The sequence below is a fragment of the Flammeovirga pectinis genome (genome assembly GCF_003970675.1).
Lineage (GTDB): Bacteria > Bacteroidota > Bacteroidia > Cytophagales > Flammeovirgaceae > Flammeovirga > Flammeovirga pectinis.
The window spans coordinates 845,790-871,248 of the sequence record NZ_CP034562.1 but is presented as its reverse complement, the minus strand read 5'-3'; the positions used below and the strand labels follow the sequence as shown (position 1 = coordinate 871,248).

Sequence of the window (25,459 nt, the reverse complement as noted above, 5' to 3'; positions counted from 1 at the left end):
ATTATTTTTAAGAATATTAATATTGATATTTATATCTTGTATTATAAGATTTAAACAAATCTAATAAGATTTACTAAAACAACAACGTAGAAAATGCTTAATGCAAAAGATTACTATAGTTACATCACAAAAACTTTAACTGATGATTCTTTTTCTAACTTACAAAAACACCATCGAATTAAAGATTTACTAGAATGGTTATGCAAAGAGCAAACTAAAGAAGAAAAGATCTTACTTTCAAGCCTATTTGCAAGGATTGCATATATTGGGCAAAAACTAAAATTACCCCAACATTTAATTTGGAGATTACAGAAAGTTCGAATAAATGATCGGTTATCTAGAAAATCTGCAAAATTCATTTCTATCAATGATGTGCATTTTGCTATGCGCGGAGTTGCCGAAACTGTAAAACTTATTTATAATACCCCAATACCAGAAGAACTTGACGAAGCACTCCCTCCATTACCCACAATTGAAGAGTCTAAAAAGCAAAAAGAAAACTTTGTAGAGGAGTTAAGAGTAGAGGTTATAAAGATTGATAAAAGTAAAAAAATACTATTTTGCATTGAAGATGATGATGCTGAAAATGAAGCCCCAATTCAAGTAAAATATGGCGTACATAATTTAAATGACATGTACGATGTAATGATGGATAGCTTATGGGAAGGAGTACAATTACACCTTCTTAATGCTCGTTTAGATGATGATGACGCACTCATTCCATTACATTTTATTGTAGAACCCGACTATCTACTCGATGTTACGGCAGTAGCTGAATCTTTTACTATGAACGGTAGTATTCCGTTAACTCATCTTCTCAAAAAATTTACATCTGCTCCTTCTAGTACACCAATGATGCTAGGGAATGTTGCCAATTATTTTCTTGATGAAATCATACATTCTGAGAGTACAAGTGAACTTTCTTTTTTAGATGTATTTACCAAAACATTTAAAGCCAATCCATTAGAATACATCACCTTACCAGAACTACAAACAAAGGAAGGTTTTAAAAAATTTATGGTTGATGCGGAGTTCCAATTCAAAAACATCATCAAAACAGTTAATGATAACTTCTCTCAACAAAATATAGAAAAAGATGGGTGCAACATAGAACCCTCTTTTTATTCTCCAAAATATGGATTGCAAGGACGTCTTGATTTATTACATATAAACAAAGATCAATCTGAATTTAGAATCGTTGAATTAAAATCTGGTAAACCTCCTCAGGCAGGGTTTAATAATGCAGGTTTATGGAAAAACCATGCGGCACAAACATTAATGTACCAAATGATTTTAACAGATGCCTATACTACAGATAAGCAGAATATCTACCCTATGATATTCTATTCTAAAGCCATTCAATCTCCTCTCCGATACGATACTTACACCAATACAATGGAGCAAGCTATTATCTTATCGAGAAACCAAATTGTAATAAACGAACTACTACTTGCTAAAGCAGACACGCTTCAAGATGTTGGTAATGTTTTACGTCAGATCAATGAAGTGGCTTTTGCGAGTGCAGCGCCTTTTACAAAAACAGATGTCAATAAATTTATTGCAGGAGTACGTGCTTTATCTCAACTTGAACGAGCATATCTATTCTCGTTTGTGAGCTTTATTGCAAAGGAACATCAATTGGCAAAAGTGGGAGATACCATTTTTAATCAAGGAGTAGCTTCTTTGTGGTTAGATGATTTTGGAGCAAAAAAAGATAGCTTTAAAATATTCTTCGATCTAGAAGTTTATTCAAATCAAACTAATGAAAATACACCTGAATTAATTTTCACTAGAACAAATTCTGAAAATGCTTTTGTTAATTTTAGAGTAGGTGATATTGTAACAATCTACCCAAGAGATAATAGTGAATCTATTGCTACAAAAGGGCAGATTAATAAAGGGACTATCACTCAAATGTCTAAAGATAAAGTGCATGTTCAATTAAGACATAAACAGCGTAATGCTGAAGTTTTTGATGCTGATACAAAATGGGCTTTAGAAGGTGACTTTATGGAAGCGTCTTTTAACGCTATGTATAGAGGACTTTTCAACTTTATCACTTGGCACAACAAAGAGAAAAAAGATATTCTTTTAGGGTTAAAGCCGCCTACAAAACCAGAAAAAATGTTTACACACGAAGAGGTGTTGGCATTGGCGCAAGATAAAAATTTAAATACAGTTGAATTAAATACACTTTCAAAAGCATTATCTACAGAAGATTATTGCCTTGTTGTAGGTCCTCCTGGTACAGGGAAAACATCTAGGATGCTTAAAAACCTAGCACATATACTTTATAAAACAGATACCAATAGAAATATTCTGTTTATTGCTTACACCAACAGAGCTGTTGATGAAATTTGTGAGGCACTTGATGAAGCAATTGAACACCCTACAGATGATGGAAGAAAGTTTCTTCGTATTGGTTCTGAACATTCGTGCTCACCACAATGGAGAAATAATTTAATGAATAAAATGGCCGAAGAAGCCAACAATAGAAACTCATTAAAAAAAGGAATAGAACAACATAGAATTGTAGTAACCACTTTAGCGAGTATATCTGGTAGGTCGTCTTTATTTAGGCTGAAAGACTTTGATATGGCTGTTATAGATGAAGCCTCTCAAATTTTAGAACCTCAATTAATGGATTTACTTACAAGAGTAAATCGCTTTATTTTAATAGGTGATCAAAAACAATTGCCAGCCATTACACAACAGGATAAAGCATTGTCTCAAATTTCTTTTAATGGATTAGAAGAAATAAACCTTACGGACAGAAGAACCGCTTACTTTGAAAGAATATACAGCCTTTGCCAGAAAAATGATTGGAATTGGGCTTTTGATATGCTAAAAAACCAAGGTAGAATGCACCAACAATTGGGTAACTTCGCCAACGAGCACTTCTATCAAGGTAACTTAACTACTGTTCCTTTACCATGGCAAAGCGATAACTTAAAATGGAAAATTAGTGAGCATTATAATGCCTTAGAAAAATTATTATCTGAGAAGAGGTTACTTTTCTTCCCAACCCAAACCATGAGTACAGAAACTTCTGACAAGATAAACATGGAAGAAGCACGCAAAATTGCAGCAGTTGCCATTGCAACAAAAAACAGGTACTTGGAGCAAAAGGGAGAATTTGATATTGATAAAACCTTAGGAATAATTGCACCTTACAGAAATCAGATTGCCGCTATCCGACAAGCGTTAGAAGAAGCCGGTATGGAAGAAGCCAACCAATTAAGTATAGATACAGTAGAAAGATACCAAGGAAGCCAAAGAGAAGTCATCTTAATTTCATTCTGTGCAAATACTCCTTTTCAGATGTTAGGAATGTTATCGTTAACAGAAGATGGAAGTGTGGATAGAAAACTAAATGTTGCCATTACTAGAGCAAAACAACAAATGATCTTTTTTGGCTCTCCCTCTATGCTTTCGAGATCACCTATTCATGAAAGGTTGATGGATTGGATAAAAGAGCAAAATGGTTGGATAGAAAATGATACTTCCCTATTTTCATGATAGAATTAATAGAAGAGTAGTTTAAAAAGAGACGTAAAACGTACTCAAATTTTGATATGAAAGATTTTGATGATCATTGTGAATGTGCTAGAGATAACTTCTGTAGCTTTGTTCAAAATAATGAAAAATATACCGCAGAAGAAGCAGATTATTTAATTGAACACAGCTTAGGTAGAGGTGTTTCTAAAATATTCCGTGTAGGCTATGTATTAATTGTTTGGAGCTTTGTTGCTGTTTGGATAGATAATTTATTAATTCCTGGTGCTATTGGTTATTCTATTTTCCATGGGGAAATAAGCTGGGCAACTGCTACTCCTCTCTTTTTTTTAGTAGGTAACGCTACTTTAAAAGCAATTTTTATAAAATGGAGAATGGGTAAAAAAATTGGTGTTTTGGGTGCTTACTTAAGTGCCGTTCCCTATATAGGATTCGCATTTTTACTAAAAACACAATTTAAAACAGATAAACTACTTTATGTTGCATCAAAAGACTACTTCTTATATCAAAAAACAGTTGTAAAAAATGCTGTAAGAGGTTTTTTAGGAATGAAAGAAGTAGCCTAATTATCCTTGTAAAAAAGACAACCCATCTACAACATCTGTACTTAACTCTCCGAGTGTAGTCTGCGATAACATATCATTTAAACCTGCTCTTATTGATTTAAATTTATTGTGCATTGGGCAAGGGCGTTCTTCAGAACACTCATGAAAACCAAGACCACAACCCGTCATTAATGCATCTCCATCTATTGCTTTTACAATAGTATAGAGTGTAGTTTCTTTCTGTTCATCAGAAATAGAAAACCCTCCCTTTGGTCCTTTATTAGATTGTATTAAACCTAACTTTGTTAATTGCTGTAATATTTTTGCTACAAAAGGCTCTGGAGTATCCGTATCTTTTGCAATTTCTTTCACACCAATCCTACACCCTTCTTGACTCTTTTTTGTAATTAAGATCATGGCACGGATACCATATGTACACGCTTTTGAAAACATCTCTTCTATAAATTATCCTACAAATACACAAATTAGAATACAAATATACGGAGTAAAATTTTAGAATGATTATAAATAAATAATAAAAGACCTTTTTATCTTTTATTATTTTCACTATGTTTGTGACAGATAAAAAACAGATCACATAAATACTAATATGATGAATTTCGAAGTACAAAATACAGTAGGAAGCATAGTAGCAAAAGACCTTAGATTTGCAGATGTTTTTAAGAAAAATGGCATTGATTTTTGTTGTGGTGGTGGAGCCACTATAGAAGCTGCTTGTGCTGGTAAAAATATTGATCCTAAAGAAATTTTACGTCAGATTGAAGAAATGGCAACAACTAACTCTAGTGCTTTAGGCATTGATTTTAATACTTTTCCTTTGGATTTATTGGTAGATTATATAGAGAAAACACACCATAGATATATTCGTGAAAATGTGCCATTAATTATCCAATATGTAGATAAAGTTGCTTCAGTTCATGGAGATCGTCATCCAGAATTAGTAGAAGTTAGAGATTTGTTTCATGGTTGTGCAGTAGAAATCACAAATCATTTAGCAAAAGAGGAAGAAATCTTATTTCCTTATATCAAACAATTAGTAGAAGCTGACCTTAGTGGTTCTGAAATTTCTATGGCTCCATTCGGATCAGTAAAAAATCCGATTGCAATGATGATAGAAGAGCATGAAGGTGAAGGTGCTAGATTTGAAAAAATTTCAGCCTTAACTAATAACTACACTGTACCAGAAGATGCTTGTATGACGTATAGAGTAACATTCGATAAGTTAAAAGATTTTGAAGAGGATTTACATAATCACGTTCATTTAGAAAATAACATCTTATTCTTAAGAGCGGCTGAATTAGAAAGTAGATTAGTTAAATAATTGCTACTCGATTAAACCTTAATGTAATCAAGTAAGTAAACAAAATATACAGTTCTGCATCTATAATTCCACTCGCTTTGTCCATGAGTAAATTAGGTAAAAGTATATACAAGAAAGTTAAAAAATGGCATAAATACATTGGTATTTCTATATCAATTGTACTTGTATGGATGAGTGTTTCGGGCATACTCCTTAACCACCCTAATTTAATTGCAGGTGTTGGTGTAAATCAAAAGTTTATACCTAGCGATTACCTTCCTCAAAATTGGAACAGAGGAGGAATTTTAGATGCAGTACATATTGGTGCTGACACAATTTTTATTGCAGGAAAACAAGGTATATGGAAAAGTACCGATAAGGGACAAACATTTTCTTCTGCCATGAATAATGGCTTCACTGAAGAAATTTTCTATCAAAAAACAAACGACTTAATCTACTTAAAAGAAGCACATTCTTTGTTTGCTGCCACTTTTGGAGGAATATATAAGCTGAATTTATTAAACAATAAGTGGAGCTATATTCCAACAAACACTGCTCATAAAGAACAATTTGTAAAACTTCTACAAGTAAAAAACAAACTCTATGCTGTAAGTCAGTCTGGAATATATTTATATAATAATTCAACATTACTACCTCAAAACCTTTTAAAAGACAAGCGGACTACAATGAATTTAATTCAATTTACGTTTGCCTTACATAGTGGATGGTTATGGAGAAATACAGGTAGAATTATATACGATTTTGTTGCTATCATTCTGATTTTCCTTTCTATTACATCACTATACATTACGTTTAGAAAGAAAACGAAAATTGAAGATAAAGAGAAAAGGAAAAAGAGAAATAGCAGGCTTGGATTTATGATTAAATACCACACTCAGATTGGAGTTTGGACTTCTTTAATTCTTCTTATTATTGGAGGCACAGGTTTGTTTATGCGCCCTCCCCTTTTGGTGGCTCTTGTAGGTGGAAAAGTCCCAATAAAATACATTCCCTCTTCTATTGGTTATAACCCTTGGTACCATACAATAAGAAATGCTTTGTATGATGAGAAAACGGATAAAATTGTTTTTGATACAACCGAAGGTATTTACGAAGGAAATAGTAATTTAAAGACCTCGTTTACTAAAACCGATTGGGATGTAAATATCTTTGTGATGGGAGCAACAGTATTTGAGCCTTTATCAAATGGGCATTTTTTAATCGGATCTTTTTATGGTCTTTTTGATTATAAAAGAGGTGATAATTTTAGTTTAGATGTACTGACCCATCATAAAACACCTAAATATTCTTCTTTACAAAGACCTAGTAATTATATGGTGATGTCTCATTTCTCACATCCAGACGGCACTAATTATATTACAACTTTTCAACAAGGTTTACTTGCCTTAAATCAACCAAAAAATGATAGCTACTACCCTGTTCCCCATCAATTAATAGATAATTATAAAATGCCTTTATGGAATTACATGTTTGAACTACACAATGGGCGTTTATTTCATTTTATTATGGATAAGTGGGGCATCTTATTTATTCCGTTAATCAGTTTGTTATTTATTGTACTTACTATTAGTGGTGTCTATGAATATGTGTACAGAAAGAAATCAAAGATCAAAAAATTCTTTAAAAGCATTTAGTGTCTCACCAAAATTAAAAAGTGTTTTGAGTTTTAAGCAAAAAAAAACAACAACTTAAAAAGTTATTGTTTTCTAATCTTATCTATTTACTACTACCTAATATATCTTTAAACAGCTACAGCTCTTGGCTTAATTAATACCTCTTTAGCTGTTTTTGTTCTTTTCCATCTTTTATGCGACCATAACCAACATTCTGGTTGTGCCATTATATCTCTTTCTAAAAGTCTTACATGTTTTTCTGTAATATCTCCAAAATTAGTTGCTTTTGGGTTGTCTTCTATAAGTTCAAGGTCTATTGTAAATTGACCTCTACCCGTTTTACCTAATTTTAAATACATTACTACCATATCTAATCTTTTAGAGATTATTTCTGGACCATAAAACACTGCTGTTTCTTGGTGTAAAAACTCTGTCCAAACTACCTTTTTAGTAAAAGTTGGCGATTGGTCTGCTGCAAATATTAATGCTTTTTTCTCGTCTTTAAAACCAGTACCTAAGTAAGAGTTCACCTCTTGTTTAGGCAATAATTCCATACCGCAAACCCCTCTAGATTTCTTAATTTCATTATTTACATGCTCATTCTTTAATGGAGAATAGATGCAAACAACTTGTTGGTCTATAAAAGAATTAATTGCCGCTGCTACGTATTCCCAATTACTGTAATGACCAGCAACTAAAGCAATATTCCTGTCTTTATATTTATCTAAAATACTAATATCTCCTACAGTACATCTTTCAAATAATTCTCGTTTAGAAATACCTAGAAGTTTGATGTTTTCTACTAAAAAATCTGTGAAATGTCTGTAAAAACCTTTCTCAATTTTTAATAATTCTTCTTCAGATTTTTCTCCAAAAGAGTTCTTTAAATTAGCTCTTACTACCTTAACTCTATATCCAATTACACGGTATACTACAAAGTTTAAGATATCTGATATAAAATACAGCACCGAAAATGGCAATAGCGAGATCGGTTTTACAAATAATGTAAATAAGAAGCGAGTCATAATGATTGAAAATAGTTAATTATACAATTTTTTTAAGTATACAAATATTATTTTTTTTGATTTAATTTAAAAGTCCCTTTAGCAACTAAAAAGTTTTTATTTAGTACTTCATTAGGTTCTGCCACTTGGTACTCACCAATAATCTGATTATTTACAATTTCTCCTCTTACAAATGAGGTAAATTGATTATCTCCAGATAAATCTATATATAAAACTTCTTTAGATTTAAAAGCAAAACCATTTGAATTAGAATCTTCAAATGTTTTTTCAACTTTATAGTCACTCAATTTCCCTGATACCTGCACCGAGTACCCTACAATTAGGTTACCTTTCAGTTCTATATACATTTTAGTATTTGTATCAGTATATCCTTCATATTTAACAACACCTTCTGGTTCTGGATGTGTAACATCTAGTGTACAACTAGTTAGAAACATAAATAGGACTGATATAGAGAGTAAAATATTTTTCATTCTGAGTTTATTTAATTCACTATCAAGACAGCGTGAAACCTTTAATGAACAATTTTATAAACACTCATTAACTTTGAAGCATAAAAAAACACGCTATTGAAAACAATAGCGTGTCCTTATCAATAAAAGATTTATCTCTAATATCTTATCATACCTTGGTATGTTTTACTTTGACTGTTTGGTTTAAGTACACCACGCATTTTTAATTCACTAGAGCTAAATACTCCATCAATTCTACAATTTGCGTAGTTGCCTACTCCATCAAGATCATAAGTAACTTTAGCTGTTAAGGTTGGTCCCATAATATTAAAAGAAACATATGTTCTGTTAGACTTCTCGTCAACCCTAACTTTCCAGTCAGATATTTTACCATCTACAGTAATACCGCCTACACCATTATATCCTACAAGACTTGCAGAGCCAATTTGTACTACTCCAACATCTCCAGATACTTTAATAAAATTAATATTAGGTTGAACATTTACCGTTCTACCTTTCCTATCGTAAAGCTGGTTAGCTTCTAAAACAAATTGCTGACTATCTATAGCAGTAATGGCTTGTTCATGAATTATTTTTTCATACGCCTCCTTCTCTGCTTTCTTTTGCTCTTTTGCCTTACGCTTTTCTTCTTTTTTTAATGCTTTTTGCTCTTTCTTCGTTAAAGTTGTTTCTTGAGCAATAGCTGTTGTTAAAGTGAAACCAAATAACAATGTTATTGCGAATGTTATTTTTCTAATGATAGATGTATTCATAATGTTATCAGATTTATTCCGTATTCGTGTTTTGTTTAATATTATACGAGATTGATTACTAAATGGTGTTAATTAAGTACTAAAATAATCAAAAAAACTCCTTATTGTTTTAATAGTTATTGTTTTTCACAATAAAAAAGGTAATTAAATTGGCTGACCAAAAAAAGAGTCATACCAATTAATCTTGATATGACTCTTATATAGACAAGAACTTTTAATTAAGCTCCAATCAATAGTTTTAAAGTTTCTACTGCTTTTGCTTTATTCTTTTCTGGCTGCGAACCTTCTTCTACTTCTACAGTAACTAAGAATTCGGCAACTTTAGAAGCAATTCCTTTTACATTTTCTTCAGGTAAATTCATTCCTTGAAGCATTGCAAAAGCAGATTGCATCATTGCCGCAATTTGATTCTCGTCTTCTGTTGTATTAATAGCATTTGCAAATTGCATTGCAATCATATTTTCATCCATATCAGTATTTTGAATAATGGGTTATAATTTATTTTTGGCAAAATTAATCAAATAAAATGATAAAAAATAAGAGGACATGAAAACACATCCTCTTACTTTCCTAATACAGTATTCTGTTATTTATGATTTGCAATAACTTTTAGGAATCCCTGTACCAAATTGCATTCTATTTTCTTCATTGGTATATATATATACACCATCTTTTAAACGCATTTTACCACCTACTCTAAAGTAAGCAGACCCGTTGTCTAACTTGATAAATCTTTCTTCTTTAACATCCACTCCATCTATTACATAAGTATAAACGGCTTTTATCAAGTCATTTTTAATTGTGCCTTCTAAAGTACCCGCAAAGTGGTCTTGTTCAGATGGCGACCAATCAAATGTTCCGGTAACAGCTGTTCCTTTAATTTCAAGATGTAAAATCATCTGATCAAAAAAGTTAATCAACTGCCCATTTGTTCCTTTTACAGGCTTTCCAGAAATCACTTTCTCAAAACAAAGAGAGTGTTTATTCATAGAACTTGCCCTTCTTCCACAAGAATTAAATACTAATACTGCAGACATCGTTAAAAGGAAGTAGAATATTCTTCTACTGTTCATACACAAATTTATTCGTTAAACATCTAGCAATTAACTATTTAAATTAGTTATTACTAAAAAACTGGATTCAAAAGTAGAAGAAACTTTTTGTTTCACCTATTTCATTAAGTTAAAAGATGTTTATATTAGTGTACAAATTACAATTCATTTATTTCAGCTACTACAAATGTACTTCCACCAATAAATACCAAATCCTTAGCAGTAGCACGTTGTTTAGCTACATTTATAGCAGTATTAATATCAGGAATACATTCTCCTTTTAAACCTAATTTTTGTGCTTCTTCGGTTAAAACTTCGGCAGATAAACCTCTTGGTACATTAGGTTTACAGAAAAAATAGTAAGCATCTTTAGGCAGTTTACTTATCATGCTTGGTAAATCTTTTTCTTGTACCACGCCTAATACCATATATAACTTGTCAAATTCTTGTTCTTGAAGCTGCTCTAATACAAATCGCCATCCATCTTCATTGTGTCCTACATCTGTAATTACTAAGGGGTTCTGCTGTAAAAGTTGCCATCTACCTTTTAAACCTGATAGTGCAACAACATCTTTCAACCCTTTCTTAATAGCTTCTTTAGAAATAGAAAATGCACCTTTTTTGTATAACTGATCAATTAACATTAATACACCTAACACATTATGCTTTTGGTAGTTTCCTTTTACTCCTATTTCAAGATCAGAAATATAATTCTCGTTATTTTTGAGTAATGCGTTTCCTTTCCAACTTAAATGATGTTCAGCAAAGAATAAAGGAGCTTTTTTCTCTAATGCCACTTCTGTAAATACAGGTGTTGTTTCTATTTGCTTCTGACTTATAATTACTGGTGTGCCTTCTTTTATAATACCTGCCTTTTCTTTACTAATCATACGCAATGTATTTCCTAGCATATCCATATGATCTAACCCTATATTTGTAATTAAACAAGCCTCTGGGTTAATGATATTTGTAGAGTCTAAGCGTCCTCCTAAACCAACTTCTATTACAGCAATATCAACTTCTTGCTCAGCAAAATGATCAAAAGCCATTGCTACCGTTAACTCAAAAAATGAAGGGTGAATTTCTTCTATTGCAGGCTTTACTTTTTCTGTGAAAGCAACTACATCAGTCTCAGATATTTCTTGACCGTTAATACGTACTCTCTCTGTAAAACTTTTAAGATGAGGTGATGTATACAAACCTACTTTATAACCTGCGGCTTGTAATATTGCGGATAACATATGAGACGAACTACCTTTCCCGTTTGTACCTGCAACATGAATTGATTTGAATTTCTTTTCTGGGTTACCCAAAAAGTTGCACAAAGCAATGGTATTCGATAGGTCTTTTTTAAATGCTGATTTCCCGTCTCTTTGAAACATTGGGAGTTGAGAATATAAAAAATCTAATGTCTCTTGATATGTCATTTCTTATTTTAATCAATTTTGAATGTGCAAATAGCAGTAATTGATTAAAAATCACAAACAATACTCTTTAACATCTTGCTTTCTTTTTCTTTTTCCCAATTCTATCCATGTTTTTCACTTTTAGAATATACTCTTCTGCTAAAGGTACCTTACAACTTGTATCACCCATAAAAACATCTACTTTACCTATTTCTCTTGCAATAGAAAGTGCTTTTCCCGTATAATCAATCAGATAACAACCTACAGAAATTAAGAAGCCATTCATGGTATACCTCACTCTATTTTTTGAAGAATGTATCTTCTTTTCAACTAAATTCAATAAATTATCTATATCAGTATAATTCAAATTTTCATCGGCAACCATGGCAACGCAGCTTGCTAATGTAGACCAACCTGTACTTGCAATATTTTCTTGATCGGAGGTTATCCATTGCTTACCCATTTCCCAACCAAAATTACTTTCTGCTGCAACTGCCGCTACTGTATACTCACTTAGTAAATACCAATTGGCTAGTTCTGCCCATTCTTGAAGTTCTTCTTTAGATAATGCTTTTGGCTTACAAATTAACCCTGCCAAGTACATTGCATCAGAATTGCCCGTATGATAAAGTTCTAAGGCAAGGTTATGGTCTATTTTAGTTTTCTTCTTTACCTTTTTAAGGTCGCCAACTTTTACACCAAATAAAGGTTCATTTGCTCCATGTTTTATATAGATTGATTTTGTTCCTTCATTTCCAAAATCATACAGTTCATTCAGTACTTCGTCTTTTGTCATAATTGATTTAGTATTGGGGTAGAAAGTTATTGTAGAAATATGGTAAACACAATTCGATTAATTTACTTCGGAAGTTTCAATTTCAAGTCTATCATAGAAAGAAGATCACCTTCGTAAACAACCTTTTGATGTGTAATCAAATTCCTTACTCTAAAATAAATAAAAGTATCTGATATTCTTTGATCAATAGAAGAAAGTGTTTGTCCAATTACCTTCCCAGCTGACTGAAAAGTTGTTGTTAGGAAAGATAGTAACAACTCGTCATAATATGTAAATGGAACTTCTATAATACTTTGGTTTTCTAAGATGCGAAGCGATTGTTTACCTAATTTATTCCAATCTTCTATTAGTTCTACTTTCTGATTTGATGTAATGCATTTCCAATTCCTCCATAATGAAGTGAATAAAATTGGATCTACTTCTGCTACATTTTTGTACTCAGAATCAATGGATCCAACCTCGGCTACATAAATATTTTTAAACTCTGAAAACTTAGCTACAAAACGAAGTAACAACTCTTCTGCTACATTTTCACCTTTCCACACTACAATGGAAGAGTACTCGTTTAAATCAGAAAAGTAATTTGGATGTATAAACTTTGCGATATAATAGTCTGCAGAAATTGTATCAAACTCAAAATATTCCTTAAAAAATGCTGTTCTATCTTTTAAAACAGAAGCTTCTAATTCTGCTGATAATGGCCCAACAGACAACTCATTCTGCAAACAGATTAAATTATGCTCTGTTGCATTAATATTCTTCTCAGAAAAGAAATACTTTAGTCCTCCAAACTCTGGATCTGATAAACAAATATGATACATTATTTTAATGCTTTATAGATGGCATATTCATCTTGTTCTACTTCTGTAACTTGCACTCTCTTTTTATGCGTTAAAAGTGGTGCTTCTATTCCGCTTCCAAATGCTGACGTAGAAGAAGTAAAAACATGTGCTTCATCCCAAAGTTTTCGATCAATAAATTCTTTAAGAATTGTACTACCCCCTTCTACAATAATTGAATGAACGCCTTTAGAAAATAAATCTACCAGCATATCTTCTATAAAAGTTTCTTTGTTTAAAGGTATAAAAGCTAGGTTTTCTTTTTCTTCATCAAATTCTAAAGTATAACAGATTGTTCTAATAGAAGTATCAAATAATTTTAGTTTATCATCAAGCTTTCTAGACCTATCAATAACAACCCTTAGCGGATCTTTACCTGCCCATGCTCTTACATTTAAAGCAGGGTCATCGTATTTAGCAGTATTTGTTCCCACCAAAATAGCATCTTCTTCTGCTCTCATTTTATGTACTAACTGACGAGAAAGAGGGTTACTGATCCATTTAGAATCAAAGTTTTCTCTTGCTACAAAACCATCAGATGTTTGGGCATATTTGAGCAATACAAAAGGCTTTTTCTTTGTCATTGCTTTAAAAAAGCGTTTATTAATTTCTAGTCCTTCGCTTTCAAGAATTCGAGTTTCTACCTTAATACCTGCATCTTCTAATTTTTTGATGCCTCTACCCGCAACAAGTGGGTTAGGATCTAAATTACAGACGTAGACTTTATTAAAGTTGTGTTTAACCAATAAATCCGCACATGGAGGAGTTTTACCATAATGACTGCAAGGCTCTAATGTTACATACATTTCTGCATCGTTCAATAACATAAGATCTTCTTTACTCACAGAAGCTACAGCATTTACTTCTGCATGAGGTTGACCATATTTTTGATGATATCCCTCTCCAATAATTCGATCATTATGTACAATAACAGCCCCTACCATTGGATTAGGACTTACATTACCTTTACCTAATGTTGCTAGATGCAACGCCCTCTTCATATACTTCTCTTCCATAGAACTTGATTTGGTCATGAAGCGAAGTTACTCAATCATCATTTTACAGTAAAACGATGCGTCTTATTTTTTCCTGCTTTTGTTTTAATATTTACAATATATATTCCTTTTTGAAGTGAATGAACGTCTAAAGTTTGAAATCTCTCTAAAGATGCTGTTCGCCTTACTTCAACCCCAATAAGATTATAAATAGATATTTGAGCCAATTCATCAAATTCATCTAAAAGTACATCGAGTGAAAGTGTATTTGATGTAGGGTTAGGGTATAAATTAAAGTCAAAGAGTTCTGTTGCATTATTCTGAAAAGAAAGTACGTAGGTATATTCAAATTGTCCATCAAAATCAATTTGGCGTAAACGGAAATGACTGTATTTGTCTTTGTTAGAAGCACTAATTTCAAAACTATAATCAAGTGCTATATTAGAGTTCCCTGCTCCTTTTACCTCTGCAATTTTAGTAAAATGAGTTCCGTCTTTTGAGGCTTCCATTTCAAATCTATCATTATTAATTTCTGTAGCTGTACTCCAATATAATGTTAGTTCTGTATCTTCTAATTTACCATAGAATGAGGTAAGTTCTACTGGGAGATCGTGAACACTGTTATCTCCACCTAAGGCAAAAGGACTAAAACTAGATGCAACGGCACTTATATATCCACTACCTCCACTTCCTGTATGTGTAGCAGAACCATCGTCAACTGTACCATAAGATTCCCAATGGCCTTCACTTGTATTATAGTGCATTAAATGAATGCTTTTTATGTTATCTGCAGTTGATGTGTTTATTCCTGATCCCGAATGATATGGAATCAAAACAGTAAATTTGCCACTTGTAGAAGCACTTCCTGAAACACTAACATCAAAATATTCTGAAGTTGTAACACCAATATCAGTTAAATCTGGGTCGATGTCTTTATCTGAATGTTCACCTAAATTATAGACCCCTGTAACCGTGAAATTATCCGCATACCCTCCAGTGTTTTGTGCTCCAATTGCTCTTAAAGTAGTTCCATCCCCGATTGGTAATAAAACACAACCTGTAATACTGCTCTCTCTAATAATACTTAAAGTTCCTAATATATGAGAGTTATCACTTCCTCCAGAAGACGATGCTGCTGGAGTTGAGTTATTAGTCATACCTAAAATTGTAGCATTAGATAACAATATCATGCTATTACTGTTTGTAATTATATCGCCAGTAGTTAAGGTAAGTGTTCCTTCCATTTGTAGCCTGCTCCCTAGTGTAATATCACTAGTAGAAGACATTGAAAGATCATTTACAATAGATGAGGATGGATCTGAAATAGTTAGAGTACCTGATGAGTTTGTAGAAAGTTCTATAGAACCTACATTCCCAGATACTGTTCCTGGGTTAATAGAGGTATTTGTACCTAAATCTCCATCTATTGTTAAAGTATTTTTACCAGTATTAATCAAAAACGTTTCACCGGTCCCTGCAAAGAAATTGGAGATTGATCTATCAGTAGTTAAAGTATATGTTCCATTACTTGCTGTTGTATAGTCAAGTAATTCGCCTGATGTATTAGCTCCACTAACACCTGTTTTTACAAAAGTATCTATTGTACCAGAAACAAAGATTAAACCTGTGTGAGTAATATCCATAGAAGTATTTAAGAACGAAACCTTCGCCCCTGAAAAACAATGTAAATTAGAGATAATTAAGGTTGAATTTCCAGAATTAAAATTAACATTACCTGCAATATTAAATTCGCTTGCCACATGAAGTGTGCCTAATTCTCCATTTTGATTAAAACTACCGAGTACATTTAAACTAGATATTCCAATAGATGTATTTGGAAAGGTTACAGTATGCCCTGATAAAATAACAAAAGTATCTTCACTTTCATCATACGCTGCAAAATCTAAAATTGAACCCGTTTCACCAGATACTGTTGACCAAGATGTTTCTGCAAAGTTTCCACTTGCACCAGAATAATAAGTAGTAGCAAATAGGTTTGTAAAAGTAGATGCCAACAGGCAAATTGATAGTATTAGTAATATTTTCATAGCGTTATTAGGTTGAATTAGGTGTTTTCTACCTTAATTTAACGATAAAAATTATTTTTGTTTTTTTTAATCATGTAAGGAAAAAGTGTATTTAAATAGTCTTTAACTAATAAATGCATTCGTTTCTGAATATTATTATCTCTTTTGTAGATTAGTTGGTACTTTCGCTATGATTATTAAAAGTTTACGAACGTAACATCCAAAATAAAAATGAATTTTTAACCTCATGGAATCTTTAATTCTTACTACTTTAAATGTAAATAATGATTACTCTAAAAAAGAGAGAGTTTTTGATTATATCCTTAAGTATAATACCATTATTACTTCTAGGAATGGGTTAAAAAAAGCTTTTAAGAAAGAACGTATTCTTTTGAACAATACAGTATTGAATGGTGCAGAATGGTGTAATGCTGGAGATGTCTATCAAATACTTGGTGAGGAAGAAAAAGTACCTAAGATTTTTGAATTAGATTTAGATGTCTTATTTGAAGACGAAGATTGTGCAGTAATATATAAACCTGCTGGTTTTTCTGTAAGTGGAAACCAATTTAGAACTATAGAAAATGCCCTTCTCCATAACATCAAACCAAGTGATTTAATTGATAAAATGCCGTGGCCTAAACCTTGTCATAGATTAGATGCTCCGACTTCTGGTGTTTTACTTATTGCTAAAACACGCTTGGCTAGAGTTTCTTTTGGACAACAGTTTGAAGACAAAACAATAAAAAAGAAATACCATGCAGTTGTAATGGGTACGTTGCCACATCAAGAAGGTGATGTAAAAACACCAATAGAAGATAAGGCATCACATAGTTCTTTTAAGGTACTAAAAACAATTCCTTCATTACGAAGTGAACATTTATCTATTGTTGAGTTAACGCCACATACAGGAAGGACACATCAACTTAGAATTCATATGGCAAGTTTAGGTACTCCTATTGTTGGCGATAAACTTTATGGAACAGATGGAAATACTTTAGAAGGAAAAGGGTTGTTTCTCTCTTCTGTAGAAATTACTTTTAAACACCCTAGAACGGATACTTTTGAAACAATAAAAGCTCCTCAACCAGAAAAGTTTGAGAAGCTTCTATTAAGAGAGACTAAGATGTGGGAAAAATTCCGTTCTTAGATTACTCTTTTAATACCATATCGATACACATAACCGCTGCCAAAATAAGCAACCTTAATCGGTTATCTTGAGGTACCTCTGGGTTAATTTCTAATGCATAATTATCTGCAGTAGTAAACATTTCTTTTGCAATACCTGCAAACTGTTTACTTACATGTGCAAACTCAAAATCGTCTTTTACAAATCTGAAATCCCAGCTTGTCCACTTTCCTTTAAGCATACAAAGCGAAACACCATTTGGGTCTACTACCTCAAATTTTCCGCCTATAGAAAATAGCTTTTGCTTAAAAGTGCCTACAAGTTGGTCGTGTTCATCAAATACTTCTACGTCCGACAAAAAGATAGAAATCCCTCTTTTTACAGTTAGTATTTTTTCTCCTGTTGCCGATTTAATTTCAATATTAAAAGGCGTATTTCTTTTGTAGTCAGTAAAACGAAGCATCTTAGTAAGAAAACCTAGATTATCTTCTCTACATTCCATCATGATTCTATCCGTTTCTGGATCGTAGATGTCGTAGTTATTGGCTGCTTTGAACATACCAACGTGCTCTTTTACTAGAAATACATTATGATTTAATAAGGGATGCATAGCTAAAAATTAGTTTTACAGTTTAGTTTTTCTATTATCGTTTCTAAAACGTCTCTTTTTACAAGATGACCTCCATCAAACGATACAAATTCTGTGCTACAAGGTAAATTTTGTAAGAGTTCTTTTTGCCTAGTGATATCAATCATTTTTGCAAATGGATCTTGATTTCCCAGAACTACAACTAGGTTAGACTCTTCTGATAAGAAATTAAAATCAGTTACAGTTAATTCAGAAGGTAAATCTGCAGCCCACATAATCAGATTATCTACCTTAGGTTGTGCATCTTTTAACCACCTAAGTAAGGTTGCTCCACCCTGAGAGAAAGCAAAGAAGTTTAATTTCATCTCCTTTTTATCAGCTTTCATTAACCTGTTATAAAAGACTTCGTCTATGTATCTTTTTTGATGAAGAATATCTACCTCCCGTTCTAGTTTAGTCATCCAAGAGGCCCCTACTTTCTTATAGTTATTGTCTAAATAAAATTTTGAAAGTCCTTGTAAGGCTACTACATGATTTGTAGAGCTATCTAAAACATCAAAACGCCTGATAAAATGTTCTGCTAACTGACCATAACCATGAAAAACAAACCATAATGCGTCCATTTCTGATGTAAGTGTATTATTTGTTAGAAACGGAGCATCAAACTTTATAGACACCCATTCTTTTGATGAATTCATAATTAAACTAGTTATTGAAGTTGGTTAGTTTTGAATAAAAAAAGGCACTGCGCAGAATTTCTTTGCAGTACCTTACTATATATTTTAAGACTTAATGTAACGCCTTTTTTGTTTTGGCTAATTCTTCCTCTTTCAGCACACGCCTTAAGATTTTTCCTACAGCAGATTTTGGTAATTCTGTACGGAATTCATAATGCCTTGGTACTTTGTACCCTGCCAAATTTTGTTTACAAAAACTCTTTAATTGTTCTTGCGTTAAATGCTGGTCTTTTTTCACAATAAAACATTTTACTGCTTCTGTAGATTTCTCATCAGGTACACCAATTACAGCACATTCATCTACACCTTCGTGCATTACTAGAACTTCTTCTACTTCGTTAGGGTACACATTAAAGCCAGAAACTAAAACCATATCTTTAATACGGTCTACAATTTTAAAGTAACCATGGTGGTCCATTGTAGCAATATCTCCGGTTCTTAACCACCCGTTAGGGAAGAATGTATCTTCTGTTTCTTGTGGTCTATTCCAATAGCCTTTCATTACCTGAGGACCATTTACACAAAGTTCTCCAGTTTCTCCAATCGCTACTTCTTTTCCATCTTCATCTAAAACTTTTACGTCTGTAGATGGATAAGGTAAACCAATAGTACCAATTTTAGGATTATCTAATCTATGTACACAAACTACAGGAGATGTTTCTGTTAAACCATATCCTTCTGCTAAAGTACATTTTGTAATTTCTTCCCAACGTTTTGCTACAGCCTGTTGAACAGCCATACCGCCACCAATTGTAACTTTTAATTTTGAAAAGTCTAGATCAGCAAATTTATTATGATTCAGCATACCATTAAAAAGTGTATTTACACCCGTCATGATAGAGAATTTATATTTACTTATTTCACCAATAAAGGCATCCATATCACGAGGATTGGTAATCAATAAATTGTGTGCACCAATCTTCATCATCGTCATACAGTTTACTGTTAAGGCAAAAATATGATATAATGGCAGTGCAGTAACTACTAATTCTTCTCCTTCTTTTAAGAATCCCTGTAACCAAGCGTTTGATTGTTCTAGGTTAGCAACAATATTTCTGTGTGTTAGGATTGCGCCTTTAGCAACACCTGTTGTTCCACCAGTATATTGTAAGAAGGCATGGTCTTCTCCTGTTAAGATTGGTCTTACATAAGTAGATGTGGCTCCCTTTCTTAATGCAGTTTTAAATTTCACTGCATTTGGTATGCTAAAAGCAGGAACCATTTTCTTAACATATTTCACTACAGAATTCACAATCAAGCTTTTAGGAAAAGCTAGAAGGTCTCCAATTTCTGTTATAATTATATTTTTTATAGATGGAGCTTTTGGTAAACAATTTTGTAATTTATCAGCAAAATTAGCCATAATTACAACTGTTTTTACACCTGCATCAGTAAACTGATGTAGCATTTCTCTTTCTGTATAAAGCGGGTTAGTATTAACGACTACCATACCTGCACGAATTGCTCCAATCATTGCAATTGGATATTGCAATACGTTTGGCATCTGAATAGCAATTCTGTCTCCTCTATCCATACCGCATGAGTTCTGCAAATAAGCAGCAAAACGTTCTGAAGCTAAATCAACTTCTTTATAAGTTAATTTAGCACCCATACATTCGTATGCTACCTTATCCGAAAATTTCTTAAACGATTCTTCAAAAAGAGCTATTAACGATTGGTAGTTATCAGGGTTAATTTCCTGAGGAGTAAAATCAGCGTAGTGTTTATACCAAGGGCGCTTTTGTTCCATCTTTAATTTATGTTTTTTTTAATAAGACTGATTTAGGTAAACCTGTCTGTAAATTAGTAGTACGTATCTAAACAAAACTAGCCTATACTATCTATCATCATGGTTTTAGTAGTGTGTGTACAAAAAAATAAATGATAACTATTTATAAACTATTTTTGACTGAATACTTAAAAGTAGAATACTTTGAAATTACTTCTAACATATAAAAATATAAATTTACAGTTAGAAATATAAAAAAAAGTGAGTGTGTTTATAATAAATAACACAAGCATTAATACTGCTTATATTAAGTTTCCAATATACACTTATCAAATAATATGTCAAAAAAAATAAATGAAAAATCATTCACAAATAACTTTTTGAGTAAAAAAGCATCTTTTTTAGTAACTTTTCGTGTTAAATATATAGAGGTATTAATTACCTGTAGTGTCAAATAAAAAATTAAACATGCTAGTAGATCGATTTAAAGACATATTAAAAGCAACAATAAACGACCAGATTGATAAAAATCCGTTATTTGAGAACCTCTTTAAAAACGAAGATGGTTTTGATGCTGAATGGAAAAAGTATTATGACGAGATAAAAAATTCTACCTACACATACAAGGAGAGTTCTTCTCACCAAGAATATGCTAATCAGCAGCAGTCTTATCAGCAAAAACCGCAGAAAAAAACCAAAGAACAGGAATATTATAGTGCTTTGGAAGTAAAACCGGGTGATGATTTTGCAACAATAAAGAAATCTTATAGAAAATTGATTAAATTATATCATCCGGATCTTTATGCCGGTGATAAGAAGAAACAAGATATGGCTCAGAAGGTAACTTTAGAAATAAATGAAGCCTATAACTTCTTTGAAAAAACTTTAAAATAGAAATTAATAACAAAAATATACAAACATGTTTGGATGGCTAAAAAGACTTTTTGGAATTGCAGAATCAGAAGCACATTCGGTGTTAGATAAATTAGAAAATCCAATAAAGCAGACGGAACAAGGGATAAGAGATTTAAAAGGCGATTTATCTAAATCTATGCAAGGACTTGCAGAAGTTAAGGCCTTAACTATTAGAGAAAAGAAGGAATTTGAATCAAATAATAGAAATTCTAAAGAGTTTGAACAAAAAGCGATGTTACTTGTACAAAGAGCATCTCAAGGACAATTAGCCCCTGATGAAGCAGATAGATTAGCTACTCAGGCTTTAGAAAGAAAACAACAATATGCTCAAAGAGCTGGTGCAAATCAGAAAAATATTGATAATTATTCTGGTATGCTCACTAAGATGGAGCAGAATGTTCAACAACTTAAAACTCAAATTGGTTCTTGGGAAAATGAGTTGAAAACATTACGAGCTCGTGCTACGGTTAGTGATGCTTCTGCAAAATTAAACAAGCAATTATCTAATGTTGACTCTTCTAATACTTTAGCTCGTTTAGAAAAAATGAAACAAAAAGTAGAAGAAAAAGAAGCTTTAGCAGAGTCTTATGGTCAGATTGCAGATTTAAATCAGCAAACGCCAGAGAATGAAATTGACAAGGCTTTAGGAATAGCTCCTGGTGGTAATGTTTCTATTGGAGCATCTGATGAGTTGGCTAAATTAAAAGCACGTTTATCTGAAGGCTCTAGTACAGATAGTACTACTACTAATACTTCTTCTACATCTAGTTCTAGTAATACTTCTGCATCTCCTAGTAGTGAACCTTCTGAATTAGATAAGTTAAAAGAGCAATTAAAAAATAAATAATCACTTTGATTAGAATATAGATATAAATTGTATTTTTCTAACAAAGCCCTTTTCATTATAACTTTAATGGAAAGGGCTTTTGTATTTTATCAATAAAGAGTAGGAATAAATATAATATCAACAGAAATATTGTAACGTTGGGCACTTTATTTTATTGTTGATTGTTATCTTGACGTACACCAACCGAGAACCTATATGAAAAAACTCTTACTCATTATTCTATTATCATTGTCTTTTACCTTTTCTTATGGTCAACATCACGTTGTTGTTACTGATATAAATGAGGCATATGATTTTTACCAGACTTCTCATGAAGGAGCTGAAACAGCATTGCACTTTATAAGTGAATGTTTTGATTGTCAGACAATGGATTGTATGAAAGAAAATGTTGGTCTTGCTAAAAATGAAGCTGAGGCTGCCATGAGAAATGCTCACTTTGCAAAAGATGAAACACATAATGCAAAGTCGCAAGCATATTTAATCTGTGAAGTAGCAAGTAACCAAACTTTTGATGCACATGATTCTTTTCATGATGCTAAGAGAATTTTTGATATTGCTTCTACTACGTTATCTACTGCTCACTATGCAGAAGATATGAACGAGATGCACAATCATTTAAATGAAGCAATTGATCATATTAAAGAAGCTATAATACACTTAAATAGTGGAGTTGATGGTCTTAACGGAGCCTTAGGCGAATTAGAAATTTGTAAGAATTAATTTTAACGAAAATAATAAAAGAAAACAGGCTATACTTTAATTGGTATAGCCTGTTTTTTTATATCGCTGTTTTCTTTTTTCTTACACTCACAGTACTTTGATTATATACTGTAGAATCCTTATGAACACTTTCGGTAAGCCAAACATTACCACCAATTATAGAATTGGCACCAATAACAGTTTCTCCACCTAGAACTGTAGTTCCAGAATAGATAATTACATTATCTTCAATTGTTGGGTGCCTTTTCTTAGTAGCCATATCTTTACTTACACTCAAGGCTCCTAATGTAACACCTTGATACAGTTTAACATGTTCTCCAATATCTGTTGTTTCTCCCACAACAATACCCGTTCCATGGTCTATGCAAAAGTACTCTCCAATATTAGCTCCCGGATGTATATCTATTCCTGTTTTACTATGTGCATATTCAGAAAATAATCTAGGAACAATTGGCACTTCACAATTATACAATTGGTGTGCAAGTCTATATACATAAATGGCATAAAAGCCAGGGTAAGCAAGTATAACCTCTTCTATATGCTTAGCTGCAGGATCTCCATCAAAAATTGCTTGAGCATCTTTCATTAATTTGATATGTACTTCTGGAAGTGCATCAAAAAAACTTTCTGTTGCTCTAGAACATCCAATTTCAAACTGATCTCTTATTGGAAGAAATAACTCTTGCATTTTGCCTTTTAGACGTAGTAAAGCAAGTTCTGCGGCATAATGTCCTTGTTCTACTCCCGAAACTACAGGAAATAAAAAACGGAACATATCATCTATAAACTCATCAGACTTCTGTTTAGAAGGCATCTGAAACATACATTTATTAGCATTTATCTGAGCAATGATATCCTTATCTACTCCTTCCATTCTTCTTCAATTTAGGATTCCAATAGTTAATTGATTGTACAATATTAATTATAATTCTTAAATAATTAAGGATTAGTAGCCCATACTGTAACTTCTGGAATAAACCCTCTATCATCTAGTTCCAAACTACTAACAATAGTATGTGCTATTTCTGTTGCAGTAAGTTTTCTAGCTTCTTCTGGTTTTTCTTCTCTGTTTTCTGTTCCAAAAGCAGTAACTACCTCACTTGGGTTTATTAGCGTAACTCTAATATTGTATTTTCTTAATTCTGCTTGCCAACATTGTGTCAATCCTCTTAAAGCAAATTTTGAGGCAACATATACAGACCCAAAGGCAAAACCTTTAGACGCTGCTGTAGAACCAATGTTTATAATATTACCATATCCTTGTTCTTGGAAATAAGGTAAAATACATTTTGTTAATTCCGATAATCCAAAGACGTTTACATCAAACACTCTTTGAAAAGAACTTAGAGATACGTCTTCTAATTCGGCAAATTCTCCAATACCTGCATTATTAATAAGTACATCTACTCCACCATCTAATGCTTTTACACAAGCAATTGTTTTATCTTGTATTGTATTGTGCTGTGCTATATCAAATAGCATTGGAATAGCTCCAATCTCTTCTGCTACTTTTAATAATTTTTCTTCAGCTCTACCAGTAATAAGTACTTTGGCTCCTTTAGCTATTAAAAATTTAGCTGTTTGTTTTCCAATCCCAGAACTTCCTCCTGTAATCAGTATTCTTTTATTTAATAAATCCATGATTTTTCATTTTTAATTAATTCAATCTCTATATGAATTTACAAAAAAAGGAAAGGGATAATCCCTTTCCTTCAAATAATATTTTCAAAGTACCTATTTCTACAAAAGAATAGCTACCAAGTTTACTTTTATACAAACCTTTCGTCTAAACTATACAGCTCTGGAAATTTAGGACCTGGGTGGTTTTCTTTATAAACTGAAGTGATATATTTCATATCTGCTTCAAAAGCACCTGTAGGTTCAAAAATTTCGTAAACACCTGCTTGTTTTTTATCATAATCAAGATAAGCCAATGCAATAGGTACTTTAGATTGAACTGCTACATAATAGAAACCAGATTTCCACTCTTTTCTAAGTGATCTAGATCCCTCTGGAGGCATTACTAAAGCCAATTTATCATTTTCTTTAAAGAGGTTACTGATAGCATCTACCATGCTTATCTTTTTCTCTCTTTTATTAATTGGTCTTCTATCTATACCAATTGCACCCATGGGTTTAATGGCAATACTCAACGGAAAACGGATCCATTCTTTTTTAATGGCAAACCTTAATTTTACACCAATTTTTCGCATAGCAGCAACCATATAAACTGCATCCCAGTTTGTGGTATGAGGTGCTGCTAAAAAAACACTTCTCTCTAATTTATCAACAGGAATATGATCTACTTTGAGCGACCAACCATTTAAATTAAATAAAAGACGAAAAATTAATCTAATCATAGATGTGATATTAGAAATCTCGTTAGAGATTATGATTCTAGAAAATGTACTG

General features: G+C 32.3%; 25 protein-coding genes. 8 read left to right on the top strand and 17 right to left on the bottom strand.

The features are described 5' to 3' along the window. The first annotated feature begins 93 nt into the window (after nucleotides 1-93). Both EI427_RS03645 and EI427_RS03640 read left to right on the top strand, forming a co-directional pair. On the top strand, nucleotides 94-3,519 hold the full coding sequence (locus tag EI427_RS03645; RefSeq protein ID WP_126611733.1) for an AAA domain-containing protein: 3,426 nt from the start codon (nucleotides 94-96) through the stop codon (nucleotides 3,517-3,519). Between the two features lie 56 nt (nucleotides 3,520-3,575). After that, nucleotides 3,576-4,082: a hypothetical protein gene (locus tag EI427_RS03640; RefSeq protein WP_126611731.1), complete on the top strand. Its 507-nt coding sequence runs from the start codon at nucleotides 3,576-3,578 to the stop codon at nucleotides 4,080-4,082. On the opposite strand, the gene EI427_RS03635 is transcribed toward EI427_RS03640, so the two are convergent. Beyond that, nucleotides 4,083-4,514 carry an RrF2 family transcriptional regulator gene (locus tag EI427_RS03635; RefSeq protein ID WP_126611729.1) on the bottom strand — a complete coding sequence of 144 codons (432 nt, stop codon included), beginning with the start codon at nucleotides 4,512-4,514 and terminating at the stop codon, nucleotides 4,083-4,085. 157 nt (nucleotides 4,515-4,671) lie between these two features. Between EI427_RS03635 and ric the strand changes: the two genes are divergently transcribed. Next, nucleotides 4,672-5,403: an iron-sulfur cluster repair di-iron protein gene (gene ric / locus EI427_RS03630; protein WP_240655351.1), complete on the top strand. Its 732-nt coding sequence runs from the start codon at nucleotides 4,672-4,674 to the stop codon at nucleotides 5,401-5,403. An 83-nt stretch (nucleotides 5,404-5,486) separates the two neighbouring features. After that, entirely contained in the window at nucleotides 5,487-7,037 is a 1,551-nt protein-coding gene (locus EI427_RS03625; RefSeq protein WP_126611725.1) for a PepSY-associated TM helix domain-containing protein, read from the top strand. Nucleotides 7,038-7,144: 107 nt separating this feature from the next. Here the strand turns inward: EI427_RS03625 and EI427_RS03620 are convergent, their stop codons facing one another. From EI427_RS03620 to EI427_RS03575, 10 genes are all read right to left on the bottom strand, one after another. Beyond that, nucleotides 7,145-8,041, bottom strand: coding sequence for a lysophospholipid acyltransferase family protein (locus tag EI427_RS03620; RefSeq protein WP_126611723.1), 897 nt, complete (start codon nucleotides 8,039-8,041; stop codon nucleotides 7,145-7,147). 47 nt (nucleotides 8,042-8,088) lie between these two features. Beyond that, nucleotides 8,089-8,514: a hypothetical protein gene (locus EI427_RS03615; protein WP_126611721.1), complete on the bottom strand. Its 426-nt coding sequence runs from the start codon at nucleotides 8,512-8,514 to the stop codon at nucleotides 8,089-8,091. A 137-nt stretch (nucleotides 8,515-8,651) separates the two neighbouring features. Next, nucleotides 8,652-9,266, bottom strand: coding sequence for a DUF4251 domain-containing protein (locus EI427_RS03610; RefSeq protein ID WP_126611719.1), 615 nt, complete (start codon nucleotides 9,264-9,266; stop codon nucleotides 8,652-8,654). Nucleotides 9,267-9,484: 218 nt separating this feature from the next. Beyond that, nucleotides 9,485-9,736, bottom strand: a complete 252-nt coding sequence (locus EI427_RS03605) for a hypothetical protein (RefSeq protein WP_126611717.1) — start codon at nucleotides 9,734-9,736, stop codon at nucleotides 9,485-9,487. A gap of 120 nt (nucleotides 9,737-9,856) precedes the next feature. Continuing rightward, nucleotides 9,857-10,339, bottom strand: a complete 483-nt coding sequence (locus EI427_RS03600) for a hypothetical protein (protein ID WP_126611715.1) — start codon at nucleotides 10,337-10,339, stop codon at nucleotides 9,857-9,859. Nucleotides 10,340-10,476: 137 nt separating this feature from the next. Then, nucleotides 10,477-11,745 (bottom strand): bifunctional folylpolyglutamate synthase/dihydrofolate synthase, encoded by a 1,269-nt coding sequence (locus tag EI427_RS03595; RefSeq protein WP_126611713.1) that lies wholly within the window; start codon nucleotides 11,743-11,745, stop codon nucleotides 10,477-10,479. A 67-nt stretch (nucleotides 11,746-11,812) separates the two neighbouring features. Continuing rightward, on the bottom strand, nucleotides 11,813-12,520 hold the full coding sequence (locus EI427_RS03590) for a DNA alkylation repair protein (protein WP_126611711.1): 708 nt from the start codon (nucleotides 12,518-12,520) through the stop codon (nucleotides 11,813-11,815). 62 nt (nucleotides 12,521-12,582) lie between these two features. Then, on the bottom strand, nucleotides 12,583-13,341 hold the full coding sequence (locus EI427_RS03585; RefSeq protein ID WP_126611709.1) for a DUF3658 domain-containing protein: 759 nt from the start codon (nucleotides 13,339-13,341) through the stop codon (nucleotides 12,583-12,585). Continuing rightward, on the bottom strand, nucleotides 13,341-14,393 hold the full coding sequence (ribD, locus tag EI427_RS03580) for a bifunctional diaminohydroxyphosphoribosylaminopyrimidine deaminase/5-amino-6-(5-phosphoribosylamino)uracil reductase RibD (RefSeq protein WP_240655350.1): 1,053 nt from the start codon (nucleotides 14,391-14,393) through the stop codon (nucleotides 13,341-13,343). The genes EI427_RS03585 and ribD overlap by 1 nt, the downstream gene beginning before the upstream one ends. A 20-nt stretch (nucleotides 14,394-14,413) precedes the next feature. After that, nucleotides 14,414-16,402, bottom strand: coding sequence for a T9SS type A sorting domain-containing protein (locus EI427_RS03575; RefSeq protein ID WP_126611707.1), 1,989 nt, complete (start codon nucleotides 16,400-16,402; stop codon nucleotides 14,414-14,416). 226 nt (nucleotides 16,403-16,628) lie between these two features. Here EI427_RS03575 and EI427_RS03570 point away from each other — a divergent pair, with 226 nt between their 5' ends. Continuing rightward, nucleotides 16,629-17,531 carry an RluA family pseudouridine synthase gene (locus tag EI427_RS03570; protein WP_126611705.1) on the top strand — a complete coding sequence of 301 codons (903 nt, stop codon included), beginning with the start codon at nucleotides 16,629-16,631 and terminating at the stop codon, nucleotides 17,529-17,531. A gap of 1 nt (nucleotide 17,532) precedes the next feature. Here EI427_RS03570 and EI427_RS03565 read toward each other — a convergent pair whose 3' ends face one another. The 3 genes from EI427_RS03565 to EI427_RS03555 all read right to left on the bottom strand — a co-directional run bounded on the left by EI427_RS03565 (nucleotide 17,533) and on the right by EI427_RS03555 (nucleotide 20,586). Continuing rightward, entirely contained in the window at nucleotides 17,533-18,120 is a 588-nt protein-coding gene (locus tag EI427_RS03565; RefSeq protein WP_126611703.1) for a phospholipid scramblase-related protein, read from the bottom strand. A gap of 2 nt (nucleotides 18,121-18,122) precedes the next feature. Next, nucleotides 18,123-18,797, bottom strand: coding sequence for an alpha/beta hydrolase (locus EI427_RS03560; RefSeq protein ID WP_126611701.1), 675 nt, complete (start codon nucleotides 18,795-18,797; stop codon nucleotides 18,123-18,125). Nucleotides 18,798-18,888: 91 nt separating this feature from the next. After that, nucleotides 18,889-20,586, bottom strand: coding sequence for an AMP-binding protein (locus EI427_RS03555; RefSeq protein ID WP_126611699.1), 1,698 nt, complete (start codon nucleotides 20,584-20,586; stop codon nucleotides 18,889-18,891). A 447-nt stretch (nucleotides 20,587-21,033) separates the two neighbouring features. On the opposite strand from EI427_RS03555, the gene EI427_RS03550 reads away from it, so the two are divergent. The 3 genes from EI427_RS03550 to EI427_RS03540 all read left to right on the top strand — a co-directional run bounded on the left by EI427_RS03550 (nucleotide 21,034) and on the right by EI427_RS03540 (nucleotide 23,047). Further along, complete coding sequence (locus EI427_RS03550) at nucleotides 21,034-21,459, top strand: J domain-containing protein (protein ID WP_126611697.1); 426 nt, start codon at nucleotides 21,034-21,036, stop codon at nucleotides 21,457-21,459. A gap of 25 nt (nucleotides 21,460-21,484) precedes the next feature. Beyond that, nucleotides 21,485-22,327 (top strand): PspA/IM30 family protein, encoded by an 843-nt coding sequence (locus tag EI427_RS03545; RefSeq protein ID WP_126611695.1) that lies wholly within the window; start codon nucleotides 21,485-21,487, stop codon nucleotides 22,325-22,327. A gap of 195 nt (nucleotides 22,328-22,522) precedes the next feature. Continuing rightward, on the top strand, nucleotides 22,523-23,047 hold the full coding sequence (locus EI427_RS03540) for a hypothetical protein (protein ID WP_126611693.1): 525 nt from the start codon (nucleotides 22,523-22,525) through the stop codon (nucleotides 23,045-23,047). A 58-nt stretch (nucleotides 23,048-23,105) separates the two neighbouring features. Here the strand turns inward: EI427_RS03540 and epsC are convergent, their stop codons facing one another. The 3 genes from epsC to EI427_RS03525 all read right to left on the bottom strand — a co-directional run bounded on the left by epsC (nucleotide 23,106) and on the right by EI427_RS03525 (nucleotide 25,407). Continuing rightward, the gene (gene epsC, locus EI427_RS03535; RefSeq protein ID WP_126611691.1) at nucleotides 23,106-23,921 is read right to left on the bottom strand and encodes a serine O-acetyltransferase EpsC; all 816 of its coding nucleotides are present in this window, start codon (nucleotides 23,919-23,921) and stop codon (nucleotides 23,106-23,108) included. Nucleotides 23,922-23,986: 65 nt separating this feature from the next. Next, nucleotides 23,987-24,688 carry an SDR family oxidoreductase gene (locus EI427_RS03530; RefSeq protein WP_126611689.1) on the bottom strand — a complete coding sequence of 234 codons (702 nt, stop codon included), beginning with the start codon at nucleotides 24,686-24,688 and terminating at the stop codon, nucleotides 23,987-23,989. Between the two features lie 128 nt (nucleotides 24,689-24,816). Continuing rightward, a complete protein-coding gene (locus EI427_RS03525) occupies nucleotides 24,817-25,407 on the bottom strand; it encodes a 1-acyl-sn-glycerol-3-phosphate acyltransferase (RefSeq protein WP_126611687.1) in 591 nt (196 codons plus the stop codon). Nucleotides 25,408-25,459: the final 52 nt, after the last annotated feature.